The organism is Actinacidiphila sp. bgisy144 (assembly GCF_057708105.1).
Window position 1 is genome coordinate 1 of record NZ_JBYIRM010000025.1, and the last position, 24664, is coordinate 24664.

The 24664-nt window shown below is 74.0% G+C and carries 23 protein-coding genes; 14 read left to right on the top strand and 9 right to left on the bottom strand.

The window, feature by feature from the left end; genetic code table 11:
• The first annotated feature begins 116 nt into the window (after positions 1–116).
• Positions 117–1385: a polysaccharide deacetylase family protein gene (locus tag AC3EVP_RS25685; protein WP_335972088.1), complete on the top strand. Its 1269-nt coding sequence runs from the start codon at positions 117–119 to the stop codon at positions 1383–1385.
• Here the strand turns inward: AC3EVP_RS25685 and AC3EVP_RS25690 are convergent.
• The 3 genes from AC3EVP_RS25690 to AC3EVP_RS25700 all read right to left on the bottom strand — a co-directional run bounded on the left by AC3EVP_RS25690 (position 1375) and on the right by AC3EVP_RS25700 (position 6065).
• Positions 1375–3384: a transglycosylase domain-containing protein gene (locus AC3EVP_RS25690; protein ID WP_435133567.1), complete on the bottom strand. Its 2010-nt coding sequence runs from the start codon at positions 3382–3384 to the stop codon at positions 1375–1377. The genes AC3EVP_RS25685 and AC3EVP_RS25690 overlap by 11 nt on opposite strands.
• A 268-nt stretch (positions 3385–3652) precedes the next feature.
• Complete coding sequence (locus tag AC3EVP_RS25695) at positions 3653–3961, bottom strand: zinc-ribbon domain-containing protein (RefSeq protein WP_335972085.1); 309 nt, start codon at positions 3959–3961, stop codon at positions 3653–3655.
• Positions 3962–4094: 133 nt separating this feature from the next.
• Positions 4095–6065: a helix-turn-helix domain-containing protein gene (locus AC3EVP_RS25700; RefSeq protein ID WP_435133570.1), complete on the bottom strand. Its 1971-nt coding sequence runs from the start codon at positions 6063–6065 to the stop codon at positions 4095–4097.
• Between the two features lie 661 nt (positions 6066–6726).
• On the opposite strand from AC3EVP_RS25700, the gene AC3EVP_RS25705 reads away from it, so the two are divergent.
• From AC3EVP_RS25705 to glpK, 4 genes are all read left to right on the top strand, one after another.
• The gene (locus tag AC3EVP_RS25705) at positions 6727–7983 is read left to right on the top strand and encodes an SLC13 family permease (RefSeq protein WP_435133573.1); all 1257 of its coding nucleotides are present in this window, start codon (positions 6727–6729) and stop codon (positions 7981–7983) included.
• Between the two features lie 5 nt (positions 7984–7988).
• On the top strand, positions 7989–8621 hold the full coding sequence (locus AC3EVP_RS25710) for a universal stress protein (RefSeq protein ID WP_435133576.1): 633 nt from the start codon (positions 7989–7991) through the stop codon (positions 8619–8621).
• A 163-nt stretch (positions 8622–8784) separates the two neighbouring features.
• Positions 8785–9630: an MIP/aquaporin family protein gene (locus tag AC3EVP_RS25715; protein WP_335972079.1), complete on the top strand. Its 846-nt coding sequence runs from the start codon at positions 8785–8787 to the stop codon at positions 9628–9630.
• 93 nt (positions 9631–9723) lie between these two features.
• Entirely contained in the window at positions 9724–11241 is a 1518-nt protein-coding gene (glpK, locus tag AC3EVP_RS25720) for a glycerol kinase GlpK (protein WP_435133579.1), read from the top strand.
• Between the two features lie 79 nt (positions 11242–11320).
• Here the strand turns inward: glpK and AC3EVP_RS25725 are convergent, their stop codons facing one another.
• Positions 11321–11959, bottom strand: a complete 639-nt coding sequence (locus AC3EVP_RS25725; protein WP_435133581.1) for a DUF4232 domain-containing protein — start codon at positions 11957–11959, stop codon at positions 11321–11323.
• 105 nt (positions 11960–12064) lie between these two features.
• Between AC3EVP_RS25725 and AC3EVP_RS25730 the strand changes: the two genes are divergently transcribed.
• Positions 12065–13531 carry a VWA domain-containing protein gene (locus AC3EVP_RS25730; protein WP_435133584.1) on the top strand — a complete coding sequence of 489 codons (1467 nt, stop codon included), beginning with the start codon at positions 12065–12067 and terminating at the stop codon, positions 13529–13531.
• A gap of 44 nt (positions 13532–13575) precedes the next feature.
• The gene (locus AC3EVP_RS25735; RefSeq protein ID WP_435133586.1) at positions 13576–14025 is read left to right on the top strand and encodes a type II toxin-antitoxin system PemK/MazF family toxin; all 450 of its coding nucleotides are present in this window, start codon (positions 13576–13578) and stop codon (positions 14023–14025) included.
• 43 nt (positions 14026–14068) lie between these two features.
• On the opposite strand, the gene AC3EVP_RS25740 is transcribed toward AC3EVP_RS25735, so the two are convergent.
• From AC3EVP_RS25740 to AC3EVP_RS25750, 3 genes are all read right to left on the bottom strand, one after another.
• On the bottom strand, positions 14069–14872 hold the full coding sequence (locus AC3EVP_RS25740; protein WP_435133589.1) for a hypothetical protein: 804 nt from the start codon (positions 14870–14872) through the stop codon (positions 14069–14071).
• A gap of 135 nt (positions 14873–15007) precedes the next feature.
• Complete coding sequence (locus AC3EVP_RS25745) at positions 15008–15991, bottom strand: aldo/keto reductase (RefSeq protein WP_435133592.1); 984 nt, start codon at positions 15989–15991, stop codon at positions 15008–15010.
• A 9-nt stretch (positions 15992–16000) separates the two neighbouring features.
• Positions 16001–16963: a sigma-70 family RNA polymerase sigma factor gene (locus AC3EVP_RS25750; RefSeq protein ID WP_435133791.1), complete on the bottom strand. Its 963-nt coding sequence runs from the start codon at positions 16961–16963 to the stop codon at positions 16001–16003.
• Positions 16964–17073: 110 nt separating this feature from the next.
• On the opposite strand from AC3EVP_RS25750, the gene AC3EVP_RS25755 reads away from it, so the two are divergent.
• Positions 17074–17802: an FMN-dependent NADH-azoreductase gene (locus AC3EVP_RS25755; RefSeq protein WP_435133594.1), complete on the top strand. Its 729-nt coding sequence runs from the start codon at positions 17074–17076 to the stop codon at positions 17800–17802.
• On the opposite strand, the gene AC3EVP_RS25760 is transcribed toward AC3EVP_RS25755, so the two are convergent.
• Positions 17799–18107 (bottom strand): hypothetical protein, encoded by a 309-nt coding sequence (locus AC3EVP_RS25760; protein WP_335972060.1) that lies wholly within the window; start codon positions 18105–18107, stop codon positions 17799–17801. The two genes, AC3EVP_RS25755 and AC3EVP_RS25760, sit on opposite strands and share 4 nt — an antisense overlap.
• A gap of 143 nt (positions 18108–18250) precedes the next feature.
• Here AC3EVP_RS25760 and AC3EVP_RS25765 point away from each other — a divergent pair, with 143 nt between their 5' ends.
• The 3 genes from AC3EVP_RS25765 to AC3EVP_RS25775 all read left to right on the top strand — a co-directional run bounded on the left by AC3EVP_RS25765 (position 18251) and on the right by AC3EVP_RS25775 (position 20028).
• Positions 18251–18652, top strand: a complete 402-nt coding sequence (locus AC3EVP_RS25765; RefSeq protein WP_335972058.1) for a phage holin family protein — start codon at positions 18251–18253, stop codon at positions 18650–18652.
• Positions 18649–18957 carry a DUF3618 domain-containing protein gene (locus tag AC3EVP_RS25770; RefSeq protein ID WP_435133597.1) on the top strand — a complete coding sequence of 103 codons (309 nt, stop codon included), beginning with the start codon at positions 18649–18651 and terminating at the stop codon, positions 18955–18957. The genes AC3EVP_RS25765 and AC3EVP_RS25770 overlap by 4 nt, the downstream gene beginning before the upstream one ends.
• Before the next feature lie 63 nt (positions 18958–19020).
• Positions 19021–20028 (top strand): aldo/keto reductase, encoded by a 1008-nt coding sequence (locus tag AC3EVP_RS25775; RefSeq protein WP_435133599.1) that lies wholly within the window; start codon positions 19021–19023, stop codon positions 20026–20028.
• A gap of 62 nt (positions 20029–20090) precedes the next feature.
• Here AC3EVP_RS25775 and AC3EVP_RS25780 read toward each other — a convergent pair whose 3' ends face one another.
• The gene (locus AC3EVP_RS25780) at positions 20091–20750 is read right to left on the bottom strand and encodes a hypothetical protein (RefSeq protein ID WP_335972047.1); all 660 of its coding nucleotides are present in this window, start codon (positions 20748–20750) and stop codon (positions 20091–20093) included.
• Positions 20751–21108: 358 nt separating this feature from the next.
• Here AC3EVP_RS25780 and AC3EVP_RS25785 point away from each other — a divergent pair, with 358 nt between their 5' ends.
• From AC3EVP_RS25785 to AC3EVP_RS25795, 3 genes are read left to right on the top strand one after another with little or no spacing between them, the layout of a single operon-like run.
• Positions 21109–22488, top strand: a complete 1380-nt coding sequence (locus tag AC3EVP_RS25785; RefSeq protein WP_435133601.1) for an efflux RND transporter periplasmic adaptor subunit — start codon at positions 21109–21111, stop codon at positions 22486–22488.
• Positions 22485–23426, top strand: a complete 942-nt coding sequence (locus tag AC3EVP_RS25790; protein WP_435133604.1) for an ABC transporter ATP-binding protein — start codon at positions 22485–22487, stop codon at positions 23424–23426. Before AC3EVP_RS25785 ends, AC3EVP_RS25790 begins: the two co-directional genes overlap by 4 nt.
• Entirely contained in the window at positions 23423–24637 is a 1215-nt protein-coding gene (locus AC3EVP_RS25795; RefSeq protein WP_335972044.1) for an ABC transporter permease, read from the top strand. Before AC3EVP_RS25790 ends, AC3EVP_RS25795 begins: the two co-directional genes overlap by 4 nt.
• Positions 24638–24664 lie beyond the last annotated feature (27 nt).

Below are 24664 nucleotides of genomic sequence, written 5' to 3' on the forward strand. Positions count from 1 at the left end.
CCCCCCCCCCCCCCCCCCCCCCCCCCCCCCCCCCGCCCCCTTTTCCGGTCCGATCAACTGAATAATGGGGGCCGTGTGCCCGTTCGAGGCGCACCATGTGGGGGGTACGCGTACCGATGGTGAAGATCAGGCGGGGAGCGGCGGCCGGGCTGGCCACCGCGGGGGTCGCGGCGGCGCTGGCCGCGACGCTGGTGGCGGTCGGCACCGGGGGCGGCGGGTCGGCACACGCCAAGAACGCCGCGAGCTCCCCGGCGCAGACGCCGGTGCGGCACGCGCCGACCGCCACCACGACCCCGACGTGGGACGGCAAGACGAAGGTGATCGGCGACGGCTCCACGTCGTACACCGGGCCGCAGCCCAACCAGCCGACGTTCCACAAGCTCAAGCCGGGCGAGAAGCCGCCGCAGTTCGTGGTCTTCTCCTGGGACGGCGCCCTGGAGGGCGACGACCACGACTTCTCCCGCTTCCGCACGCTGGCGGAGAAGTACCACGCGAACATGACGTTCTTCCTCAGCGGCATCTACCTGCTGCCGAAGGACAAGAGCACCCTCTACCACCCGCCGCAGCACTCGCCGGGCGCCTCCGCGATCGACTACCCCACCGACCAGCACATCCGGTGGACGCTCGAGCAGCTGCGGCTGGCCTGGGAGGACGGCGACGAGATCGGCACCCACTTCAACGGGCACTTCTGCGAGCCCGACAAGGGCGCGGGCGCGGACTGGAGCACCAAGGAGTGGCTGAGCGAGACCGAGCAGGCGTACTCCTTCGTGCAGAACTGGAAGACGAACACCGGCTTCACCGACATCGCGCCGCTGCCGTTCGACTACGCCCAGGAGCTGGTCGGCGGGCGCGCGCCGTGCCTTGAGGGCCAGAAGAACCTGCTGCCGGCCGAGAAGCAGCTCGGCTGGCGGTACGACGCCAGCTCGCCCGGCGACTTCCAGCTCTGGCCGAAGAAGGAGGACGGCATCTGGAACTTCCCGCTGGAGCTGGTGCCCTATCCGGGCAAGAGCTTCCAGGGCCTGACGATGGACTTCAACTTCCTCTACAACCAGTCCGGCGGCGACGTCACCGAGGGCGACCCGGCGAAGTACCCGGAGTGGGAGAAGCAGGCCCGGGACGGCTACCTGGAGGGCTTCCAGCGGGTCTACAACGGCAGCCGGGCACCGCTGTTCATCGGCAACCACTTCGAGGACTGGAACGGCGGCATCTACATGCAGGCCGTCTCCGACGTGGTGAAGGACGTCTGCCCGCGCAAGGGCGTGGAGTGCGTGTCCTTCAAGCAGCTGTGCGACTGGCTGGACATGCAGGACCCGGCGGTGCTGGCGAAGCTGCGCAACCTGGACCCGGGCGAGGCGCCGGACTGGTCGACGTTCATCACGAAGTAGACCCGGCCGGCGGGCGGACCGCCTCGGTGTAGCGGGTCCACATCTTCACCGGGTAGTCGCTGCCGGGCTTCTTCGCGGACCGCCCGCCGAGCCCGGTCAGCGGCTCCAGCTGCTGCGTCTTCGGGTCGATCCGGAAGAGGGTGACCGCGGTGGCCATGTCCGCGTCGTAGCCGACGAACGACGCCGAGGTGTTGTCCGGCGCGGTGCCCGGCAGCCCGGCCAGCCCCGGACCGGCCTGCGCCGCCGCGTGCCCGGCGCCGGTGGCGACCGCGTCGCGCAGCGCGTCGTCCACCTCCCCGGCCACCTTCGCGGTGAACGGGTGGGTGGCAACGGGCTTCGGCAGCGGCACCGCGGCGCCGTCGTGGGTGATGCGCAGCACCGAGTACGGGTCGGTGCGGGTGCCGCCGGCCGCGAACGTGGTGTACCCGGCGGCCATCCGGATCGGGCTGGGCGTGGAGGTGCCCAGCGAGAAGCTCGGCACCTGCTCGGCGAACCCGCTGTCCGGCAGCAGCCCGGCGTCGATCGACGCCTGCCGGACCCGGTTGAGCCCGACGTCCATGCCCAGTTGCTCCACCGGCCCGTTCACGCCCTCCGCGACGGCCTTGCCCAGCGCGATCGGGCCGTACGAACGGCCGCCCGCGTTGGCGGTCTTGACGACCTTTCCGTCCCGGCTCCAGTACGGGCCCTCGGGCGTCTGGATCGGCGCGCCGTCGTCGCCGTCGTACTGGCTGTCCGGGCCGACCCGGGCCCGGGGGACGTCGCGTTGGCGCACCACGCCGTCGCGCAGGGCGGCGGCGTACACGAAGGGCGCGTAGGCGGTGCCGGCCGGGACGATCGAGATGTCCGCGTCGTCGAAGCCCTGCTTGACGTAGTCCGGGCCGCCGTAGAGCGCGAGGATGCGGCCGTCGGTGGCGACCGAGGCGGCGCCGACCCGCACGTTCCGGTCGGCGGCGCGGGTGGCCGGGTGCAGCTTGGCGGTCTGCTCCTTGACCGCGGCGGCCAGCGCGTCCACCTTCGGCTTCTCGAAGGTCGTGTAGATCTGGTAGCCGCCGCGGTCGAAGAGCCGGTCGGAGATGCCGCTGTGCGCGGAGACGTAGGCGCGCGCGGTGTCCACGAGGTAGCCGGTCTGCCCGCCGAGCCCGGCCGGTTTCGGCGGCGCGATCGGCTCGGGGAACGTGGTGTAGGTGGCGCGGCGGGCGGCGGACAGCTTGCCGGTCTTCACCATCCGGTCCAGCACCCAGTTCCAGCGCGCCACCGCGCGGCTGTGGTTGGCGGGGCTCACCGACGGGTCGAACTGGCCGGCGCCCTTGAGCAGCCCGGCGAGGAACGCGGCCTGGCTGGTGTTGAGTTGGGACACGTCCTCGCCGTAGTACGCCTTCGCGGCCCGCTGCACCCCGTAGGCGCCACGGCCGAACCAGCTGGTGTTGAGGTAGCCGTCGAGGATCTGGTCCTTGCTCGTGCTGCGGTCCAGCTTGACCGCGATGAGGATCTCGGAGACCTTGCGGGAGATCGTCTGGTCCTGGTCCAGGTAGACGTTCTTGACGTACTGCTGGGTGATGGTCGAGCCGCCCTGCCGGTCGCCGCCGGTCGCCATGTTCACCACCGCGCGGGCGATGCCCTTCGGGGAGACGCCGGGGTCGGAGTAGAAGGACGCGTTCTCGGCGGCGACCACCGCGGACTGCATGGCGACCGGTATCCGGTCCAGCGGTATCGCCTGCCGGTCGACCGGGCCGACCCGGGCCATCTCGCTGCCGTCGGCCCAGTAGTAGACGTTGTCCTGCTGCGTCGCGTAGGCGTTCAGGTCGGCCGGTATCGAGGTGGTCGCGTACGCCCACCAGACCAGCCCGACCAGCAGGAGCAGGGACCACGCGCACAGCAGCAGGCTCTGGCGCAGCGACGGGAGCCAGCGCCGCCAGCCGGTGCGGCCCGGCCGCGGGTAGCACGGGCGCAGCCGGGTGCGCGCCGCGCGCCACGCCCCGCGCACCGACTCACGTGACATCCACTGCCGTCGACCGTCGTTCCGCCACGCGAACATGGCCCCCCCCGCCTGCGTCCCGGAGGGGCGTCCCCACGCCCCGCACCGGCTACGAGCGTAGGGCGGTCATAGGGCGGAATCGCGACACGATCTGCACAGATCTGTAACAGAACCCACACGGGGAGGACATAATCGTGACGGGCCGGACACACCGCCTCCCTTCAGGCTCGCCCCCGGACACACCGGCGCCCCGGGCACCGGTGGAGACGGCGGCCGGGGCGGGCGGGCCGGATCAGTTCTGGCCGAAGGGGTTGGCACCCTGCTGCGGGGCCGGGTAACCGGCCGGCGGTGCCGGCTGCGGGGCCGCGGCGGCCTGCGCCTGGAGCTGCTCGGCCTGCTCCTTGGGCACCGAGGTCTGCGCACCGCAGAAGGTGCACTGCGTGGAGTACTTGGAGCTGATCGGGAACAGCGGGATGAAGAAGAGGGTGAACTTCATGACCCGCCGCCGCAGCGCGTGGGCGGACGGGTTGCCGCACCGCCCGCACAGCAGTGTGATCATCGCCAGCTGGTATATGTAGCTTCTGGTGCCCCAAATGATCATGGTGACTGCCTTCCCCCTGGAGTACCCGTCCCTGCGACGGCCTCTGTCAAGGAGCACAGTGTGCCGCACCGGGCTGTCGCCGCGGCACCCGGGCGGGTGAACGAACTGCCGAAGCCGCTCCGGGCGCCGCGGATCAGGCCCGGCCGCCGGGCAGCGGCGGGCGGGCGGCACCGGGCTCGGTGGTGGCGTAGAGCGCCACGGCGAGCGGCCGGACGCTGGCCAGCCGGTGCTCGCTCTCCCCGGGCACCCGCGGCAACTCGTCGATCAGGTCCTGCTCCAGCAGCGGTTCGGCCGCGCGGATGCGTGAGCGCACCGTCTTGGCGGCCACCCCGAGCGACGCGGCGGCCGGCTCGTAGCGGCAGCCGTGCCGCACCCACTCCCGTACGGTGCGCAGCAGGTCGCGGCGGTCGTCGGCGAGCGGCCGCAGCACCTTCTCCGCCCAGGCCCGCAAGGCGGGTTCGCCGAGCAGCGTGTGCAGGTCGGGGACGTCGGCGGTGTCGCGCCCGCCCATGGCCGCGGTGCCGTGGCGCGCCACGATCTGCGCGGCCAGCGAGAGCACCACCCGGTCCAGGATGGCGTCCTGGTCCAGGCCGACCGCGTCGAAGACCTGCCGGACCCGGCGGGTGACGGTGTTGCGGTGCACCCCCATCACCCGCGCGGTCGCCGACATCTCGAACTCGACGGCCATCGCGGTCGTCTCCAGGATCTGGGCGCCGCCGCGCGGCATTGTGAGCACCGGCCGCAGCAGGTGGGTGGCCCAGGCGAGCGCGGCGGCCGGGTCGAGGACGTCGACGACACCGGTGGTGCGGGTGGCCATCGCGACCCGGTCGGGGCTGCGGCCGGCCCGGGTCAGGCAGTCCAGCGCCTCCCCGTACGCGTCGGGCACCGCGTCCAGCGGGTGGGCGAGGCTGCCGCCGAGCAGCGCCCGGGCGTCGGCGAAGGTGTCCACCAGCCGGTGCAGGCCCTCCTCGGCGCGGGCCCCGGTGCGGTCCGGCGCGAGGAAGATCAGGTGCCGCCGGTAGGCGGGGCAGCGGACGGCCAGCACCTGTGCGGCGAGCACGCGTTCGGCCTCGGCGAGCACCGTGTCGCGCGCCGCCCGGCCGCAGTCGAGGATGAACACCTGCGCGGTGTCGCTGTCCATCAGCGCGCCGTCGATGCCCGCCACGACGCGCTGCGCGGCCACCGCGTGCCCGGTCATGAAGAGCTGGAACGCCGACAGCCGCACCCCGCGCAGCGCGTCGCCGACCGCGCCGCTCGTCCGCCGCTCGCGCAGCCCGGCCACCATCAGCCGCAGCGCCTTGGCGGTGTATCCGACCAGCACCGGGTCCGGCTCGGGCACGGCGGTGCCGACCACGAGCGTCGCGTCGCCGGCCGGGGCGAGCAGGACGCTCTGCGCGAACCCGCCGCCCGCCAGCGGCTGCCGGGGGCCGGGCGGTGTGCCGAGCAGCGGGGTGAGCGCGGCCTCGGCCGCCGGGGGCGCCGCGGCCAGCACCTCCCCGTCGGCGTGCACCAGCACCTGGGCGTCGAGGGCGTCGGCGAGGTAGCCGGCGAGTCCGCGGACGGTGGCCCGCTCGTCGGCGCCGGGCACCGGCAGCCGGTCCAGCAGCCCGGCCAGCCGGGCCTGGCCGCGCCGGGCCGCGTCGGCGGTCAGCGCCGAGACGCGCGGGGCCAGTTCACGCCAGGCGGTCAGCGGGTGGGCGCCGGTCAGCAGCGGCACACCGGCCGCGGCGGCGGCCGCCGCGAGCTGACGCACCGCCGGGTCCGCGGCAGCGGTCACCGGTTCAGCCTCGGCTCCGGCCCCGACTTCAGCTCCGATTCCGGTCCGGGCTCCGGTTCCGGCGCCGGTTCCGACTCCAACTCCGGCTCCGGCTCCGGCGAGGACCAGCCCGGCCGCGCCGCCCGCCGCGAGGGCCCGCACCAGCCGCTCCGGCCGCCCGATCCGCCCCGGCTCGGCGACCACCAGCGCCCGCGCGGCGACCACCCCGCTCCACTCCGCGTCCGGGTCGACCGGCACCAGCACCTGGGCGACCTCGGCGTCCCCCGCACCGGAGACGAGGGTCAGGGCGAAGTCGGGGACGGCGACGAGGTCGTGGAGAGTGAGCACGCGGGTTCCCGGGGTCGGCGGTGGGGGCACCGCACCGGGCCACCGTCGGGCGCGCCGGACACCGGCCCCCGTGGCAACCGTCCCGGCCCGCCGACGACTACGGCCCCGCGCGGCGGGTCGTCGACCTCCACCCTAAGCGCCACGCACCGCGTCCAAAAAGCCCGCGGGCAGCACACGCACCGCCCCGGGCCCGTGGCCCAGAAGGCGGTGCGACTGCCGGCGGCCCCTCCCCCGTGTCCCCCGTTTTCCCCCGTGTCCCCCGTCGAGGCCGCGCAACCGGCCGGCGATCCCCTCCCCCGTGCGTCCCCCCCGTCCGCGGATCGCCGACCGATACGACCGTACGGCGCCGCGCGCCTGCCGCACCACGGCACCGGTGCACCATTTCCGCCCGGCGCACGGCACCCGTGCACCACGCCCGCCACGCCGCCGCACCTGCGGCGGACGCCTTGCCGGTGGCGTACCCGGCCGCCGCGCCCGGCAGCCCGCACACTGGCAGTCGGACCGCCGGGCCCCCGCCCGCGCGCCCCCGGCCGCCCCGTACGATCCGCTCGGCTCGTACGACCGCGCGCCGCACCACCCGTACCCGTACGACGAACCGCCGGGCCCCGGCGCCAGAAAGGCCGCGACGCACCCATGAACGCCTCCGTATGAGCACCGCCCGATGAGCGGCCCCGCCGCAGAAGCGCTCAGCGCCGTCCTGCTCGTCCTCGTGCTGGGCTGCGCGGTGGTACGCCCGTGGGGGCTGCCGGAGGCGGCCGTCGCGGTGCCGGCCGCCGCCGTGCTGATCGCCACCGGGGCGATCTCCCTGAACCACGCGCGGGAGGAGGCGCAGCAGCTCGGCCCGGTGATCGGCTTCCTCGCCGCCGTCCTGGTGCTGGCCCAGCTGTGCGACGAGGAGGGGCTGTTCGCCGCGTGCGGCGGCTGGATGGCGAGCGCCGCCGGCGGCAGCCCGTACCGCCTGCTCGGGCAGGTCTTCGTGCTCGCCTCGGTGATCACCGCGGTGCTCAGCCTGGACGCGACCATCGTGCTGCTCACCCCGGTGGTCTTCGCGACCGCCGCACGGCTGGGCGCCCGCCCCAAGCCGCACGTCTACGCCTGCACGCACCTGTCCAACACCGCGTCGCTGCTGCTGCCGGTCTCCAACCTCACCAACCTGCTCGCGCTGGCCGCCAGCGGGCTGAGCTTCACCCGGTTCGCCGCGCTGATGGCGCTGCCGTGGCTGGCCGCGATCGGCGTGGAGTACCTGGTGCTGCGGCGGTTCTTCGCCACCGACCTGGCCGCGGGCGCGGGCGGCCGCGCCGCCGCCGAGCGGCCGCCGCTGCCGCGGTTCGCGCTGGTCACGGTGGGCTGCACGCTCGTGGGCTTCGTGGCCGCCTCACTGCTCGGCGTCAACGCGGCGTGGGCGGCCTTCGCGGGCGCGGCGGTGCTCGCGGTGCGGGCCCTGCTGCGGCGCGAGACCACCCCGCGCGCGCTGGTGCGGTCGGCCGCCGTCCCCTTCCTCGCGTTCGTGCTCGCGCTCGGTGTGGTGGTGCGGGCGCTGGTCGACCACGGGCTCGGCTCGGCGCTCGGCCACGCGGTGCCCGGCGGCACCGGCCTGCCCGCGCTGCTGGGACTGGCCGCGCTGGCCGCGGTGCTGGCGAACCTGATCAACAACCTGCCCGCGGTGCTGGTGCTGCTGCCGCTGACCGCGCCGCACGGCCCGGGCGCGGTGCTCGCCGTCCTCCTCGGCGTCAACATCGGCCCCAACCTCACCTACGCGGGGTCTCTCGCCACCCTGCTGTGGCGGCGTATCGTGCGGGCCCACGAAGCAGAGGTGGACCTCGGCGAGTTCACCCGCCTCGGCGCGATCGCCGTGCCTGCGTCGCTCGCGGTCGCCGTGGTGGCACTGTGGCTCTCGCTGACCGTGATCGGAGGCTGACCCCCATGCCCACGCCCCCGCCGCACGAGCCGCCCGGACGGCACGGGCCGCCGGCACCGTACGAGCCGCCCGAGCCGGGCCTGGCGCACCGCGCCGGCGGCGGCGCCACCGTCGTGGCCTGGGTCGTGGAGGGCACCTGGCCGGCCTGCGTGGACGCCGTCCGCGCCCACGCGCCCGACGGCGCCGACGTCGTCCTGGTGCACGTGGCGGAGCCGGAGGTGGCCGGCGCCGCGCACGGCGCGTTCGCCGGGCTGCTCGGCCGTGGCCGCACCGACCGCGACCCGGGCCTGGCCCTGTCAGAACAGGCCACCGCTGCCGGGGAGTCGCTGCTCGCGGAGGCCGCCGCCCGACTGGACCGCCCCTGCACCACCCTCCAGCGCACCGGCCGGGTGGAGCGCGAGGTCGTCGCCGAAGCGGAGGACGCCGCCCTGCTGGTGCTGGCCCGCGACGGCGACCGCACCCGCCTCGGGCCGCACAGCCTGGGTCCGCACAGCCGCTTCATCGTGGACCACGCCCCCTGCCCGGTGCTGCTGGTCTGGCCCGAACCGCCGCCCGGCCCGTCGACGCTCCCCCCGCCCCCGCCGCATCCGCCCGGCGGACCCCACCCGCCGCATCCCCACCACCCGCCGCACCCATAGCAGCGGCGGGCGCCCCGCACCGGCACCGCGCGGAACTCCCCCTCGAACGGCCCAGTCACACGCGCCCCTCCCGTACCACCGTGCTTCCTTGAGTTAGGAAGAAGCACGAGTGGGACCACGAGCGAGTGCCGGTCGCCGCACGACCGGCGGGAAGCAGGCTGACATGGCGCCACGTTCACGCGGCTCCGGGCTGCTCGGTGAGCTCTCCGCGGAGTTCGCCGGCACCCTGATCCTCATCCTCTTCGGCGTCGGGGTGGTCGCCCAGGTCGTCGCCGGCGGGGCCCTGACCAGCCCCACGGGCGGCCTGGGCAACCACGACAGCATCTCCTGGGCCTGGGGTCTGGGTGTGACGCTCGGCGTCTACCTGGCGGCCCGGCTCAGCGGCGCCCACCTCAACCCGGCGGTCACCCTGACCCTCGCGGCCTTCAAGAACTTCTCCTGGGCCAGGGTCGTGCCCTACATCCTGGCGCAGACGCTCGGCGCGTTCTGCGCCGCGCTGCTGGTGCGCTGGAACTACACCGAGGTCCTGGCCAAGGCCGACCCCGGCCACACCATCAAGACCCAGTTCGTCTTCTCCACGCTGCCCGGCAACGGCAACCCGGTCGCCGGCGTGCACGAGTGGGGCGCGTTCCGCGACCAGGTGATCGGCACCGCGATCCTGCTGATCCTGATCCTCGCCCTCACCGACCTGCTCAACAACCCGCCGCAGGCCAACATGGGCCCGTTCATCATCGGCCTGGTGGTCGTGGCGATCGGCATGGCGTTCGGTACGGACGCCGGCTACGCCATCAACCCGGCCCGTGACTTCGGCCCCCGGCTGGCCAGCTACATCACCGGATACGACACGGCGTGGCGGGACCAATGGGGCAACCTCTACTTCTGGGTGCCGATCGTCGGGCCGCTGGTCGGCGGCCTCGTCGGCGGCGTCTTCTACAAGCTCTTCGTCGGCCGCTTCCTGCCGCGTGCGGAACCGGAGCCCGAGGGCCGCGCCCCGATCCCGCAGGACTGAGCCCGCACCGCGCGCGGGCGGCCGGGGCGACCCGGCTGCCCCGCGCGGTCGTCGACAACCCGAGCCCGGAAGATCCAGGAGAGGCAGCAAGCCATGGCGGACTTCGTCGGCGCGGTGGACCAGGGGACCACCAGCACCCGTTTCATGATCTTCGACCACGACGGCAACGAGGTGGCCCGGCACCAGCTGGAGCACACCCAGTACCTGCCGCGCCCCGGCTGGGTCGAGCACGACCCGACCGAGATCTGGGAACGCACCAACGTGGTCATCCAGACCGCGGTGCGCAACGCCGGCATCACCGCGGCCGACCTGGCCGCCATCGGCATCACCAACCAGCGCGAGACCACCGTGGTGTGGGACCCGCGCACCGGCCGCCCGTACGGCAACGCGATCGTCTGGCAGGACACCCGCACCGACTCGATCGCCAAGGCGCTGGAGCGCGACGGCCACGGCGACCTGATCCGGCAGCGGGCCGGACTGCCGCCCGCGACGTACTTCTCCGGCGGCAAGATCAAGTGGATGCTGGAGAACACCGACGGGCTGCGCGAGGCCGCCGAGCAGGGCAACGCGGTCTTCGGCACCACCGACTCCTGGGTGCTGTGGAACCTCACCGGCGGCCCCAAGGGCGGCATCCACGCCACCGACGTCACCAACGCCAGCCGCACCATGCTGATGGACCTGGAGACGCTGGACTGGGACGACGAGCTGCTGGGCGTCTTCGGCATCCCGCGCGCGATGCTGCCGAAGATCAACCCGTCCTCGCACCCCGAGGCGTACGGCCGCACCCGCACCTCCCGGCCGACCTCGACCGAGGTGCCGATCTGCGGGGTGCTCGGCGACCAGCAGGCCGCCACCGTCGGCCAGGTCTGCTTCTCCCCCGGCGAGGCGAAGAACACCTACGGCACCGGCAACTTCCTGCTGCTCAACACCGGTACGGAGGCGGTGCGCAGCGAGCACGGGCTGATCACCACGGTCGCCTACAAGTTCGGCGACGCCCCCGCGGTCTACGCGCTGGAGGGCTCGATCGCGGTGACCGGCTCGGCCGTGCAGTGGCTGCGCGACCAGCTGCACATCATCAAGGGCGCGCCGGAGAGCGAGCGGCTGGCCCGGACCGTGGACAGCAGCGACGGCATCTACTTCGTGCCGGCGTTCTCCGGGCTGTTCGCGCCGTACTGGCGCTCCGACGCCCGCGGCGCGATCGTCGGCCTGGCCCGCTTCCACACCGACGGCCACCTGGCCCGGGCCACGCTGGAGTCGATGTGCTACCAGAGCCGCGACGTGGTCGAGGCGATGGAGCAGGACTCCGGGGTGCACCTGGACGTGCTCAAGGTCGACGGCGGTGTGACCGCCAACGACCTGTGCATGCAGACCCAGGCGGACATCCTCGGGGTGCCGGTCAGCCGCCCGGTGGTCGCCGAGACCACCGCGCTCGGCGCCGCGTACGCCGCGGGCCTGGCGGTCGGCTTCTGGCGGGACACCGACGAACTGCGCGCGCACTGGCACGAGTCGAAGCGCTGGCAGCCGGAGTGGTCCGAGGAGCAGCGCGCGGCGGGCTACAAGGGCTGGAAGAAGGCGGTCGACCGCACCCTGGACTGGGTGGACGTCGAGTAGCCCGGCCCGGCCGGCGGTGATGTGCGGCGGCTCCGACCTCGGGTCGGGGCCGCCGTCGCGTGCGGCCGTGCGCTTGGGTTCACTTGGCGGTGTACCAGGCGGTGACGTCGATCTTCCCGGTGTTGCCGAGGTCGACGGTGAGCGGGATGGGCTGCTCGACGCCGGCGACGGTGACCCGCACGGTGGCGGCGAGCGCGGGCGGTTCGTCCGAGACGGTGTACGTGTTGCGCCAGGCCAGTACGGCGACGACCTCGCCGCCGGGGTGCAGCGTGGTGGTGGCCGGTCCGGGGTCGGTGACGCTGTCCACGATGTCGTCGCCGTGGTGCACCGCGACCGGCACCGTACGGCCGTGGTCGTCGAGCAGCCGCAGTTCCGGATAGCCGCTGACCGGGCGGGACTTCGGGCCGCAGTCGGTCAGGGTGAGCTGGACCTGGCGCAGGCCCATGGCGCCGTCGGTCGGGCCGGCGCCGACGAGCAGGCCGGAGGCGGGGCAGGCGGCGGCCGCGGTCGGGGCGCTGGTGGCGGGGGCGGCCGACGGCTCGGTGGTCTTCGGGATCGCGGCCGTCGGGATCTTCGCCGCGGGTGCGGTCACGTCGGCGGCGGTGGTCCGCGCGCAGCCGGCCGCCGTCAGGGCCGCCACCGCGGCCGCGGCCGCCGCGAGTGCTACCCGCGCGCGGCGGTGCCCGCGCGATGCCACCGCCGTCTTCGTCGTCCGCATCGCGCGATCATCACATAGTCGGAGCCGCAGCGGTCCGTCCGGCGTCTCATACGGCGAGAATGAGACAGTTGGTCCAGTGGTCCACGAAGTACGGGGAGGCAGGCCATGGCGGGCGCCATTTCACTCACACCGGGCGGCAACACGTCCCTGGACGGCGACGCGGCTCGCGCGGAGGTGACCGCGACCGGCACCCCCGTCGACGTGTCGGCGGTGCTGCTGACCGAGCAGCGCAAGGTGCGCGCCGACAGCGACCTGGTCTTCTACAACCACCCGGTGCAGGACGGGGTGAGCGTGCAGGGCCGGGCCGTCACCGTCGAACTCGCCCGCGTGCCGGCCGCCGTGCAGACGGTCGCGGTCGTGGTGAGCGTGGACGCCGACGCGCCCGGCACCGTCTTCGGCAGCGCCAGCGGGCTGGGGCTGGCCGTCACCTCGGGGGCGCGGGTCGTCGCGTTCGAGCCGCCGCCGTGCCGGCTCGGCGAGACCGTCGTGGTGCTGGCCGAGTTCTACCGCCGGGCCGGGGCGTGGAAGGTGCGGGCGGTCGGGCAGGGCTACGCCGACGGACTCGCCGGGCTGGCCCGGGACTTCGGGGTGTCGGTGGACGACGAGCCCGCGCCCGCGGCTGCGGCGCCGCCCGCGCCGCCGACGGTGCCCGACGCCGTCCTCGCACCGCCCACCCTCCAGATGCCGTCCCCCGCGCAGGGGTTCGGGCCGCCGCCGAGCATGCCGCCCGCGCCGCAGGCACCCCCGGCACCGCCGGCCGGTCACGGGTCCGTGCCGCCGCCGCCCGCGTGGGCCCCGCCCGTACCGCCGGCGCCACCGGCCGCCCACCCGGCCGCGCCCGCCCAGCCCGTACCGCCCTCCGGTGCCCCGGCGCCCGCGATCAGCCTGGAGAAGGTCCAGCAGGCCGCACCCGCGCTGGTCAACCTCTACAAGCAGGCCGGGATCTCCCTTCAGAAGAAGGGCATCACCGGGCAGCGGGCCGCGGTCTACCTCGTGCTCGACCACTCCGCGAGCATGAAGTCGTACTACCGCAGCGGGACCATGCAGCACCTCGCCGAGCAGGTCCTCGGGCTGTCGGCGAACCTCGACGACGACGGCGTGGTGCCGGTGGTCGTCTTCGGCAGCCAGGTGAACCTCGTCTCCGAGATCTCGCTCGACAACCACAGCGGGCGGATCGACCAGCTCCAGAAGAAGCTGCCGTGGGGCGGCACCTGCTACTCCCCCGCGATGCGGGCGGTGATCGACCACTACCAGCAGTGCGGCGCCACCGACCCGGCGTTCGTCGTCTTCCAGACCGACGGGGAGCCCTTCGACCGCGGCGAGACCAAGCGGCTGCTCCAGCAGAGCTGCACCCTGCCGATCTTCTGGCAGTTCGTCGGCTTCGGCAGTCCGCGCGGGCTGAAGTTCCTCCAGGGGCTCGACACCCTCAAGGGCCGCACCATCGACAACGCGGGGTTCTTCGCGGCCGGCCGCGAGCCCCGCAACCGCGACGACGCGGAGCTGTACGACCTGCTGATGGCGGAGTTCCCGAAGTGGCTGAGCGCGGCCCGGGCCGCGCGGATCATCCGCTGAGCACACTGCCCGGCGCCCGGCGCGGGTGGGATACGGTCGGGCGGGTGACGACGTTCAGTGAGAGCCAGGCGGAGTTCCCGGGGGCCGGCGGGCCGTACGCGACGACGGAGGCCGATCCGCGGGAAGTGGGCCGGGTGCGTACCGAGTACGCGCCGGAGCATGACGGGGACCCCGACCCCGGGGAGATCGTGTGGACCTGGGTCCCCTACGAGGAACGGGACGGGCGCGGCAAGGACCGGCCGGTGCTGGTGGTCGCGCGCGAGGCGGGTGGCACCCTGCTGGCCGTGCAGCTGACGAGCAAGCGGCATGACGGCGGGGACTGGCTCGCCATAGGGGCCGGACCGTGGGACCGGGAGGGGCGCGACTCGTGGGTCGTGCTCGACCGCGTGCTGCGGGTGCACGACCAGGGGATGCGGCGGGAGGCGTGCGCGCTGGACCGGGGGCGGTTCAACCTGGTGGTGAACCGGCTCCGCGAGCTGTACGGCTGGGCCTGAGCCGAAGCGGTCCCGGTGCCGTGGGCACCGGGACCTCCGGGTGTCAGGACTTCTCGGCGGGCTCTGCTTCTTCCGCGTCGGCCTTGTCCTCAGCCTTGACCTCGGCCTTGTCCTCAGCGTCGGTGTCCGCCGTGGCCTCGGCCTTGTCGTCCGCCTTCTTCGCGCCCTCGGGCTCCTCCGAGGCGGTCTCCTCGGCGGCGGTCTCCTCGGCCTCTTCCGGCGCCGTGGCCTCGTCAGCCTCCTCGGGCTCCTCCGGCTCGGGCTCGTCGGCCTCGAAGTAGGCGTCCAGAACCTCGTCGAGTTTGGCGGCCCACTCCTTGAGCCGGGCCCGGGACGTCGCCTCGACCTGCGCCTCGTACCAGCGCCGTTCCGGCGTGTACACGGTCACCGTGAAGCGCTTGCCGAACCGCGGGGTGTCCATCTCGACCGCGGCGATCTCGTCCCAGGTGAACTCCGCTTCCTCCTCGTCGAGGCGGAAACGCACGCCGAGCCGGTTCGCGACGACCCCGCCGCGGCGGTCCGTCGCCTCCAACTCTGGCCCGGGCACGGCGTCGGCGTCCTCGGTGTCCGCGGCCTCGGTGTCCTCGGTGTCCGCTTCGGCGTCCGCCGCGGCCGTCTCCGTCTCCGGAGCCTCCGCCGGGCCCGTCTCCGCAGCAGCCTCTTCCGGCGCCGCCACTTCCTCGGCCTCGGGCGCGGACTCCGCCTCGGGTGCCGCCTGCGGCTCCTGCGACGCCTCGGCCGGCCCGTCCGCGTCGGAGCGCGGCGGGGTCAGCCCGGGGACGAACGCCGGGTCAAGCCCGGCTGCGGGCACGGACGGGGTGATCGAACCTATGCGCTGCTGCTCCACGGCAAGCAGTATGGCCGATGAAGCTGTGTCGGCAATCGCCGAACCACATAACAACATGGCAGCCCTCGCCGTTATGCCCCGGCGCCGGGCCCGAATCACCCCACCCGCCCCTGCATGTCCACTCCCGCGGCAGGTTCACCACTTCGGATGGACCTGGTCGCGCAGCCTCCTTCCGTACAGGTCGGCCACGCGGTCCAGTACCTCCTGCGGCAGGGCCGGCAGCTCGGCGGCGGCCGCGTTCGCCCGGGCCTGCTCGACGGTCCGGGCCCCCGGGATGACCGAGGTGACCCCGGGCTGCTGGACGACCCAGCGCAGAGCGGTCTGCGCGGGGGTCGTCCCGGCGGGCGCCAGCTCCGCGAACTCCGCCGCCGCGGCGAGCCCGGTCTCGTAGTCCACCCCGGAGAAGGTCTCGCCCTGGTCGAAGGCCTCCCCGTGCCGGTTGTACGTGCGGTGGTCGTTCGCGGCGAACACCGTCTCGCGGGTGTACCGGCCGCTGAGCAGGCCCGAGGCCAGCGGCACCCGGGCGACGATCCCGACCCCGGCCTCGGCGGCGGCCGGCAGCACCTCCTCCAGCGGCTTGAGCCGGAACGCGTTGAGGACGATCTGCACGCTCGCCACGCCCGGCCGGGCGATCGCCGCCAGCGCCTCGGCACACGTCTCGACGCTGACCGCGTAGTGCGCGACGCGCTTCTCGGCCACGAGGGTGTCGAGTGCGTCGAAGACGGCGTCGGTGGCGTAGACGGAGCCGGGCGGGCAGTGCAACTGCACCAGGTCGAGCGTGTCGACCTGGAGGTTCGCGCGCGAACGGTCGTTCCACGCACGGAAGTTCGCGAGGTTGTAGTTCTCCGGGAGCTGGTCGGCGCGGCGCCCCATCTTCGTGGCGACGAACACGTCCAGCTCCGGGTGCGCGGCCAGGTAGCGGCCGATGAGCTGCTCACTGCGCCCGTCGCCGTAGACGTCCGCGGTGTCGAAGAAGGTCACCCCGGAGGCCACCGCCGCGTCCAGCACGGCGATCGCGTCCTCCTCCCGCACCTCCCCCCAGTCGGCGCCCAGCTGCCACGTCCCCAGCCCCACGACGGACACTTCACGGCCGGTCCGGCCCAGTACGCGCTGTTCCATACCCCGAGCCTACGAGCCCGCCGCCGCGCCGCCGTACGGCAGTACCGGGTCCAGCACGGCGAGCCGCAGGCGACGCAGCCGGGCCGGGTCGGCGATCACGTCGTACCCGCTGATCAGGCCGTTCGCGGCGAACGACACCGTCAGCACCAGCGCGAGCCGGCCGTACGGCGCCACCACGATCCCCACCCGCCCGTCGACCAGGGTGGGGGCCGCGTACCGCGCGCGGCGGGCGAGGAGGGCGGTGCCCTCGGCGACGCGGCGGGCCCCGCGCACCTCGGCGGCCATCCCGGGCGCCAGGGCCGCCGGGTCGGCGCGGCGCACCACGTCGGGGGCGAGCACCGCGAGGATCGCGTCGAGGTCGCCGGCGCGCATCGCCGCCAGGAACGCGGTGACCGCCCGGTGCCGGCGGGCGAGTTCACCGGCGGGTACGGCCGGGGTGCCCCGCACCTTGCGGCGGGCGCGGCTGGCCAGTTTCTTGGTGGTGGCCGGGGTGCGGCCCACCAGGGGCGCGATCTGGTCGAAGGGCACCGCGAACAGGTCGTGCAGCACGAAGGTGACCCGCTCGTCGGGGTCCAGGGCGGCGAGCACCACCAGGAGTGCGCGGCCGACGGAGTCCGCGAGCAGCGCCTCCTCCTCCGGGCGCCCGCCGCTGCCCGGCCCGGTGCCCGTCACCTCGTCGAAGGCGCCCTGGTCGGTGAGGTCCTCCCGGCGCGCGGCGCGGGCGCGCAGCATGTCGAGGCAGATCCTGGAGACCACCGTGCGCAGCCAGCCGGTCAGGTTCGCCACGCCGGCGACGTCGGTGCGGGCCAGCCGGAGCCATGCCTCCTGTACGGCGTCCTCGGCCTCGACCGCGGAGCCGAGCATCCGGAAGGCCACCGCGTACAGCAGGGGGCGGTCGGCCTCGAAGCGTTCGGCCGGCGCCGGGTCCGCCACCGGGTCCGCTTTCCGCCCCGCCTTCGGCCCCGCGGTCATCGCGTGTTCGGCTCGTACGCCGTCGTGCCCGGTCACCGGTCCCCTTTCCGCGCCGCGATCCGTCACCACCCCTGACGAGCGTGACACGGCGGAAGTGACCGGGAGATGCGATGGCGTCCTTGCTCCACCTCGACTCGAGTGCCGATTCCGGGACTGATGCGTGGGCCGGTTCCGGGGCCGACGGCTTCGGTGGTGCGGTCAGCAGGGGGCTGACCGCACTGTTCGCACGGACCTGGCAGGCCCGGCAGCGGGAGGCCGGGCGGCGGTACGCGTACCGGTACCGCGACCTCGCGGCCGACCCGGTGCCGCCGCTGGACGGCGCCTACTGCGCGCTGGGGCGCCGGGTCGAGCGGCAGGGTTTCCCGCCGCCGGACAGGGTGCCCGCGCTGGTCGAGGGGGCGGCCGAGCAGCGCGCCTGGGCGCAGACCCGGCCGCTGGTCGACGAGTTGCTGGCGGCCGACACCGTGCTGGTCGGTGCGCCGATGTACAACTACGCGGTGTCCGCGCTGCTCAAGGCGTGGATCGATCGGGTGAGCTTCCCCGGGGCGTTCGGCCGCGCGGGCACCGCCGGGTGCCGGCTGGGCGGGACCCGGGTGGTGGTGGTCGCGACGCGGGGCGGCGGTTACCGTCCCGGCACGCCGGGGGCGGCGCAGGACTTCCAGACGCCTTACCTGCGGGCGTACTTCGCGCGGCAGGGGGTGGCGCCGGAGAACGTCCACGTGGTCACCGCGGAGTGGACCCTCGCCGGGGTGCTGCCGCACCTGGCCGGGCAGCAGGACGCCGCCGACGCGTCGCTGGCCGCCGCACGCGCGCGGCTCGTCGCGTACGCGCAGAGTTAGAGGATCGGCGGGTGGAGGTGGGAGAAGCGGTCCACGAGGGAGACCAGGGCGACGCGCTGGCCGGGGGTGAGGTCGCCGGCCAGGTCGCTCTCGCTGATGTGCGCCCGGCGCAGGAACTGGTGGGTGTCGAGCGCGGTGAGCGGCCGGACCGAGCGGACGAGCGCGGAGACGGTGATCATGGCCGCGTCCTCGTCGCCGGCCGTGGCCCGGCGCAGGACGCGGGAGAGCCCGGTCGCGCCCTCGGCGGCCACCTCACTCAGCACCAGAGCCCTGCGGTGTGCCGTTTCTGAGTCGTACAGCGCCATGTGCCCACCTCGATCGGTCCTCGGCTCGTACCGATTCATCCCCTTATATGAGCCTACGCCCGATGCCGGACCGAAGGAGGTTTCCGGTCCCGGATACGGGCAACCCGAGCAGGGCAACCCCAGGAGCCAAGGAGGTGAGGGCCGTGGCGCACGTGAACGGGTCCGCCCGGTCGGTGGGCACGCTGGTCAAGGAGGGCACCGAGCAGCTCTCCGACCTGGTCAGGCAGGAACTGAAGCTGGCGCAGGCCGAGCTGACCCGCAAGGGCAAGCAGGCCGGGGTCGGCGGCGGGCTCTTCGGCGCGGCCGGGCTGCTGGCGTTCTTCGCGCTCGCCGCGATGATCACGGCCGCGATCGCCGCGGTGGCGATGCCGCTGCCGCTGTGGGCCGCCGCGCTGATCGTGGCCGGCGGGCTGCTGCTGATCGCGGGGATCGCGGCGCTGATCGGCCGCAGCCAGGTGAAACGGGCGGTGCCGCCGGTGCCGGACGAGACCGTGGACAGCGTTCACCAGGACCTGGTGATCCTCAAGGAGAGGGCCAAGCGATGACACCGCGAACCGATCCGCAGCTCGCCGAGCTCGAACAGCAGATCGCCGAGACGCGCGAGGCGCTGGGCCAGACCGTGGAGGAGCTGGCCGCCAAGGTGGACGTGCCCGCGCGGGCGCGGGCGAAGGCGCAGGGCACGATGGGGCGGCTCGAGGAGGCGCGGGACCGGGCCCGGGCGCGGGCCCGTACGGCGGCGGGCAGCGGCTCGGCCGCCGTACGGTCGCGGTCCGCCGCGATCGCCGCCGCGGCCGTCTCCGCGGCGGCGGCCGGCGCGCTGGTGTGGGCGCACCGCGGCGACCGCGGGTGAGGCGCCGGGGGCGCGGCCCGCCGGGCTTGCCCTCGAGCGCGCTCCAAGGTGTTCCCTGGCGCCATGGAATACGTGCAGCTCGGTCGGACCGGGCTCAGGGTGAGCCGGGTCGTACTCGGAACGATGAACTTCGGTGCGGAGGTGACGGAACAGGGCAGCCATGAACTGATGGACGCGGCGCTGGACGCGGGGGTCAACTTCTTCGACACCGCGAACGTCTACGGCGTCGACGACCGCAAGGGCTACACCGAGGAGATCGTCGGCAGCTGGCTGGCCCGGGGCGGGGGCCGCCGCGACAAGGTGGTGCTGGCCACCAAGTGCTACCTGAACGCCGCGAACGACGGTTCCTCGATCTTCGACCGGGCCTGGCCGAACCACGACCGGCTGTCCGCGCTGGGCATCCGCCGCGCCGTCGAGGCCAGCCTCGAGCGGCTGGGCACCGACCACATCGACATCTACCAGTTCCACCACGTCGACCGGGCGACGCCGTGGGAGGAGATCTGGCAGGCGATCGACGTCCTCGTCCAGCAGGGCAAGGTCCTCTACGCCGCCTCCAGCAACTTTGCCGGCTGGCACATCGCCCAGGCCAACGAGGCCGCCGCCAGGCGCGGTTCGCTCGGCCTGGTCAGCGAGCAGTGCCTCTACAACCTCTTCGAGCGCAGCGCCGAGACCGATGTGATCCCGGCCGCGCAGGCGTACGGCCTCGGGGTCATCCCGTGGTCACCGCTGCACCAGGGGCTCCTGGGCGGCGCACTGCGCAAGGAGCGCGAGGGCGGCGGCTCGCGCACCGGCACCGGCCGCTCCGCGCGCCTGACCACCCCCGCGGTGCGCGCGCAGGTCCAGGCGTACGAGGAGCTGTGCGCCGAGCACGCCCTCGACCCGGGCGAGGTCGCCCTCGCCTGGCTGCTCACCCGCCCGGGCGTCACCGGCCCGATCGTCGGCCCGCGCACCCCCGACCACCTCGCCTCGGCCCTGCGCGCCGCCGACCTGACCCTCCCCCCGTCCCTCCTCACCGCCCTCGACACCCTCTTCCCAGGCCCCGGCCCCGCCCCGGAGTCCTTCGCCTGGTGACTCCGCCGCTGTGCGGGCTGCCACGGGCCGCCGGGGGAGGGCGCCCCGGGGGCGCCGATGGGTCAGGTGGTGGAGGGGGATGCGGTGGAGGTGGGGCGCTGGGGGAGGAGGGGCTTGCAGGTGGTGTAGGCCTTCGCGGTCTTGGGGTCGGCGGTGTCGAGGTTGCGGAGGGCGCCGAAGCCGCCGCCGCCCGTGCCGGCGGAGGCCGTGGGGAGGGTGACGCCGTGGTCCTTGAGGCAGCTGGTGAACGCCTGGATCGCGCTGGCGTCGGCGCTGTTGGTGCCGTTCGGGCCGCCGCGGCCGGAGGGTGCCTTGGAGGCGCACGCCTTGAGCGCCTTCTGGGTGGCCGCGTCGGGCGAGGCGCCGCCGATCCCGCCGCCGAAGCCCCCGAAGCCGCCGCCGTACCCGCCGCTCGGGCGGGCCGATCCGGAGGGCCGGCCGGCGCCGGAGGGACGGCCGCTGGGGCGGGCACCGCCGGAAGGGCGGTTGAAGGTGGGCAGGTTGACGCCGTGCTGCGCCAGGCATTGCCGGTAGGCGTTCATGTCCTGCCCGCCGGCGCCGCCGGACGCGGACGCACTGGCCGCGTTCGTGGCGGCCGAGGACGAGGAGCCGCCGGAGGAGCACGCGGTGAGCGCCAGGGCGCCCGAGGCGAGTACGGCGACGAATGCCCCGGCCCGCACCGCGATGCGCGCCTGGGGCGACCGGATGGTGGTCCCGTTCATGTCCGCAGCTCTCCTCGGGGAAGGCCGCGACCCGGCCGGCACCGGACCGGGGTCCGGCGGCCGGGTGTCGCGGCACGTTGCCGTCCGGCGCCAACTGTCCGGCCGGCGTACGCACTCGGCTCCCGCGCGCGCACGAGGGAACCGAACCGCATACAGGTGGGGACTGTCGGGGATCGGGCTGTGAGTTCCCGGTGAGCGGCGGGGCGCGGCAGGCGGCGGGCGGCCGCGTTTTCGTACCTTAGGTGGCCGTACATCCGTTTTACCGCCGCCCCGGGGGCGGGTGCAGGCTCCCGTCTTCCCAGCGAACTCTCAGGAATCTCCCAGGAGTTCAATGGCGTCCGCGTCCAAGATGCGCGCCATGAAGGTGCTCCCACGGCGGCGCAGGGCCGTCCTGATCAACTCGGTGCTCGGCGTGGTGGTCCTCGCGGGCGCCGGTGGCGCCTACGCGGCGGTGCACGACGACGGCAGCGGCAACTCCTCCGGGTCGTCCGGCGCGCGGACCGCGACCGTGACCACGGCCACGGTGTCGGCCACCGTTTCCGGCTCCGGCACGCTCTCCTCCCCCAGCGACGCGGGGCTGGACTTCACCACCGGCGGCACCCTCACCGAGGTCGACGTCAAGCCGGGCGACAAGGTGAAGAAGGGCCAGGTGCTGGCGAAGGTCGACCCGACCTCAGCGAAGGAGACCCTCCAGCAGGACGAGGCGTCGCTGACCGCGGCCCAGGCGAACCTGACGAAGGTCGAGGCCGGCGAGAGCACCACGGACACCTCGAACTCCGGTACGGGCTCGTCCGGTTCGGGCAGCAGCCGCGGCACCACGGTGACCCCGACCGTCACTCCGACCGTCGACGCCGCCCAACTCGCCTCCGCCCAGGCGCAGGTGACCGAGGCGCAGAACGCCGTGGACGCCGCGCAGCGCGCGGTGGACGGCTGCGTGCTGAAGGCCAGCGTCAGCGGCACCGTCGCCTCGGTGGACGGTGCGAAGGGCGACACCGTCAGCGGCAGTTCCGGCAGCGGTACGGGCTCCGGCTCGTCGGGCTCGGGTTCCTCCGGGTCCAGCTCGTCCAGCTCGACGTCCAGTTCCTCGGGCTCCACGCCGACCGGCTTCGTGGTCCTCACCAACCCCTCGGGCATGCAGGTGAAGGCGGACTTCTCCGAGGCCGACTCCCTGAAGATCAAGGCCGGCCAGGCCGCGACGGTGACGCTCAACGCCGAGTCCGGCACCGTGCTCGACGCCAAGGTGCTGTCGATCAGTTCGCTGCCGGTCAGCAGCGGCTCCAGCTCCGGCGGCTCCGGTTCCAGCGGCAGCGCGGTGCAGTACGCGGCGACGCTCACCATCACCAGCGACACCTCCGACCTGCGCACCGGCCTGAGCGCCAGCATCCAGGTGACCACCGGCCAGGCGACGAACGCGCTGAGCGTGCCGACCGCGGCGGTCTCCGGCACCGGCGCCAACCGCACGGTCCTGGTGGTCAACTCCGACGGCTCCACCACCCGCACCCAGGTGACGGTGGGTGTCGAGGGCGACTCCACCGACCAGATCACCAGCGGCCTGAAGGAAGGCCAGCAGGTGCAGATCCCGCAGGTCGCCTCCTCGGGCAACGGCGGCTTCCCCAGCGGCGCGTTCCCCGGCGGAACCGGCGCCGGCGGCGGCGCCAACCGGTTCGGTGCCGCCGGCGGCGGTACCGGCGGCGGCTTCCGCACCGGCAGCTTCAGCGGCGGAGGTGGCCGCGGATGAGCCCGGCCCTGGGCAGGCGGCTCGGCTCCCTGGCCCGAGCGGTGTCCGGGCCGCGCCGCGCGGAGGCCGGCCCCGGCCCCGACAGCGACCACCCGGGCAGCGACCACCCGGACGGTGACGGCCCCTGGGGCCCGGCCCCGGTCATCGACGTCCGCGCGCTGCTGAAGACGTACGGCCACGGCGACGCCGCCGTCCGCGCGCTCGGCGGTCCCGCCGACCCGGACACCGGCCACTCCCCCGGCGTGGACCTGCTCGTCGAACAGGGCGACATGGTCGCGGTGATGGGCAGCTCCGGCTCCGGCAAGTCCACCCTGATGAACATCCTCGGCTGCCTCGACGTGCCGACCTCCGGCCGCTACCTGCTGGACGGCATCGACGTCGGCGGCCTGGACGAGCACCAGCTCTCGCTGGTCCGCAACCGCAAGATCGGCTTCGTCTTCCAGTCGTTCAACCTGGTGCCGCGCACCCCCGCGCTCGCTCAGGTCGAACTCCCGCTGGCCTACGCCGGGGTGAAGGCCGCCGAGCGGCGCCGCCGGGCGCTGGCCGCGCTGTCCCTGGTGGGCCTCGCCGACCGGGTCGACCACCGCCCCAACGAACTGTCCGGCGGCCAGCAGCAGCGCGTGGCCGTGGCCCGCGCCCTGGTCACGGCACCGGCGATGCTGCTCGCCGACGAGCCGACCGGCAACCTGGACAGCCACAGCACCGAGGATGTGCTCGCCATCATCGACCGGCTCAACGCCTCCGGCCGCACCGTCGTGCTGATCACCCACGAGGACGAGGTGGCCCGGCACGCGAAGCGGGTGATCCGGCTGGTGGACGGCCAGATCGTGGACGACGTACGGCAGGCGGCGGTGGACGGTCCGCCGCCGGCGCTGCGCGATCCGGCGCGGTTCGCCGCCCTGGCCCCGCACGCGCTGAGCGGGGGTGCGGCCCGGTGAACCCGTTCGAGATCCTGCGGTTCGCCGTCGGCGGGCTCGCCGCGAACAAGGTGCGCTCCGCGCTGACGATGCTCGGCGTGCTGATCGGTGTGGCCGCGGTCATCATCCTGCTCGCGGTCGGCAACGGCTCCTCGCAGTCGGTCAAGGACTCCATCGAGAAGCTCGGCACCAACGCCCTGACCGTCAGCTCCGGCGGCGGCTTCAGCTCCTCGGGCTCCGGCGCGACCAGCACCAAGCCGCTGAGCGTGGACGACGCGCGGGCGCTGGCGAACACCGCCGACGCACCCGACATCGAGTCCGTGGCCCCGGAGGTCACCACCTCGCAGTCCGCGGTCTACGACGGCACCTCGCACACCGTCGGCCAGGTCGTGGGCACCTACCCGGCCTACTTCGAGGCGTCCAACAGCAAGGTCGACAAGGGCGACTACTTCAGCGCCGACGATGTGCTCAACTCCCGCAAGGTGGCCGTGATCGGCTCCACCACCGCCACGGACCTGTTCGGCACCGCCTCCCCGATCGGCAAGAAGCTGGTCATCGGCGGCACCCCGTTCACGGTGGTCGGCGAGCTGGCCACCAAGGGCGGCACCGGCTTCCAGGACCCGGACGACACGGTGATCGCGCCGCTGCCGACCGTGCAGAACGCCTTCACCGGCTTCGGGGCGATCAGCCAGATCCTGGTCGAGGCGAAGTCCGCCGACGCGACCACGCCCGCGCAGAACGAGATCACCACCATCCTGATGGGCACGCACGGCATCACCGACGCCAACGCGCTCGACTTCCGGGTCAGCACCCAGGCGTCGCTGCTGAGCACCCAGTCCGACACCAACAAGACGTTCACGGTGCTGCTCGGCGCGGTCGCGGCGATCTCGCTGCTGGTCGGCGGGATCGGCATCACCAACATCATGCTGGTCACCGTCACCGAGCGGACCCGGGAGATCGGTATCCGCAAGGCGATCGGGGCGCCCAAGGGCGTCATCCTCGGGCAGTTCCTCGCCGAGTCCACGCTGCTGTCGCTGATCGGCGGCGGGCTCGGGGTGCTCGGCGGGCTGATCGGCTCGCGGTTCACCATCGTGGGCATCAAACCCGTGGTCATCCCCGAGTCGGTGTGGGGCGCCTTCGCGATCGCGGTGGCCATCGGGCTGTTCTTCGGCAGCTACCCGGCCAACCGGGCGGCGGGCCTGCGGCCCATCGAGGCCCTGCGGCACGAGTGATGTCCACCAGGAAAGACGACCGGAACA

Bases quoted from the DNA above. Each gene is read 5' to 3' on its own strand.
- AC3EVP_RS25685 (WP_335972088.1), top strand. From the start codon at position 117: ATGGTGAAGATCAGGCGGGGAGCGGCGGCCGGGCTGGCCACCGCGGGG.
- AC3EVP_RS25690 (WP_435133567.1), bottom strand. From the start codon at position 3,384: ATGTCACGTGAGTCGGTGCGCGGGGCGTGGCGCGCGGCGCGCACCCGG.
- AC3EVP_RS25695 (WP_335972085.1), bottom strand. From the start codon at position 3,961: ATGATCATTTGGGGCACCAGAAGCTACATATACCAGCTGGCGATGATC.
- AC3EVP_RS25705 (WP_435133573.1), top strand. From the start codon at position 6,727: ATGAGCGGCCCCGCCGCAGAAGCGCTCAGCGCCGTCCTGCTCGTCCTC.
- AC3EVP_RS25710 (WP_435133576.1), top strand. From the start codon at position 7,989: ATGCCCACGCCCCCGCCGCACGAGCCGCCCGGACGGCACGGGCCGCCG.
- AC3EVP_RS25715 (WP_335972079.1), top strand. From the start codon at position 8,785: ATGGCGCCACGTTCACGCGGCTCCGGGCTGCTCGGTGAGCTCTCCGCG.
- glpK (WP_435133579.1), top strand. From the start codon at position 9,724: ATGGCGGACTTCGTCGGCGCGGTGGACCAGGGGACCACCAGCACCCGT.
- AC3EVP_RS25725 (WP_435133581.1), bottom strand. From the start codon at position 11,959: ATGCGGACGACGAAGACGGCGGTGGCATCGCGCGGGCACCGCCGCGCG.
- AC3EVP_RS25730 (WP_435133584.1), top strand. From the start codon at position 12,065: ATGGCGGGCGCCATTTCACTCACACCGGGCGGCAACACGTCCCTGGAC.
- AC3EVP_RS25745 (WP_435133592.1), bottom strand. From the start codon at position 15,991: ATGGAACAGCGCGTACTGGGCCGGACCGGCCGTGAAGTGTCCGTCGTG.
- AC3EVP_RS25750 (WP_435133791.1), bottom strand. From the start codon at position 16,963: ATGACCGCGGGGCCGAAGGCGGGGCGGAAAGCGGACCCGGTGGCGGAC.
- AC3EVP_RS25755 (WP_435133594.1), top strand. From the start codon at position 17,074: ATGGCGTCCTTGCTCCACCTCGACTCGAGTGCCGATTCCGGGACTGAT.
- AC3EVP_RS25760 (WP_335972060.1), bottom strand. From the start codon at position 18,107: ATGGCGCTGTACGACTCAGAAACGGCACACCGCAGGGCTCTGGTGCTG.
- AC3EVP_RS25770 (WP_435133597.1), top strand. From the start codon at position 18,649: ATGACACCGCGAACCGATCCGCAGCTCGCCGAGCTCGAACAGCAGATC.
- AC3EVP_RS25775 (WP_435133599.1), top strand. From the start codon at position 19,021: ATGGAATACGTGCAGCTCGGTCGGACCGGGCTCAGGGTGAGCCGGGTC.
- AC3EVP_RS25780 (WP_335972047.1), bottom strand. From the start codon at position 20,750: ATGAACGGGACCACCATCCGGTCGCCCCAGGCGCGCATCGCGGTGCGG.
- AC3EVP_RS25785 (WP_435133601.1), top strand. From the start codon at position 21,109: ATGAAGGTGCTCCCACGGCGGCGCAGGGCCGTCCTGATCAACTCGGTG.
- AC3EVP_RS25790 (WP_435133604.1), top strand. From the start codon at position 22,485: ATGAGCCCGGCCCTGGGCAGGCGGCTCGGCTCCCTGGCCCGAGCGGTG.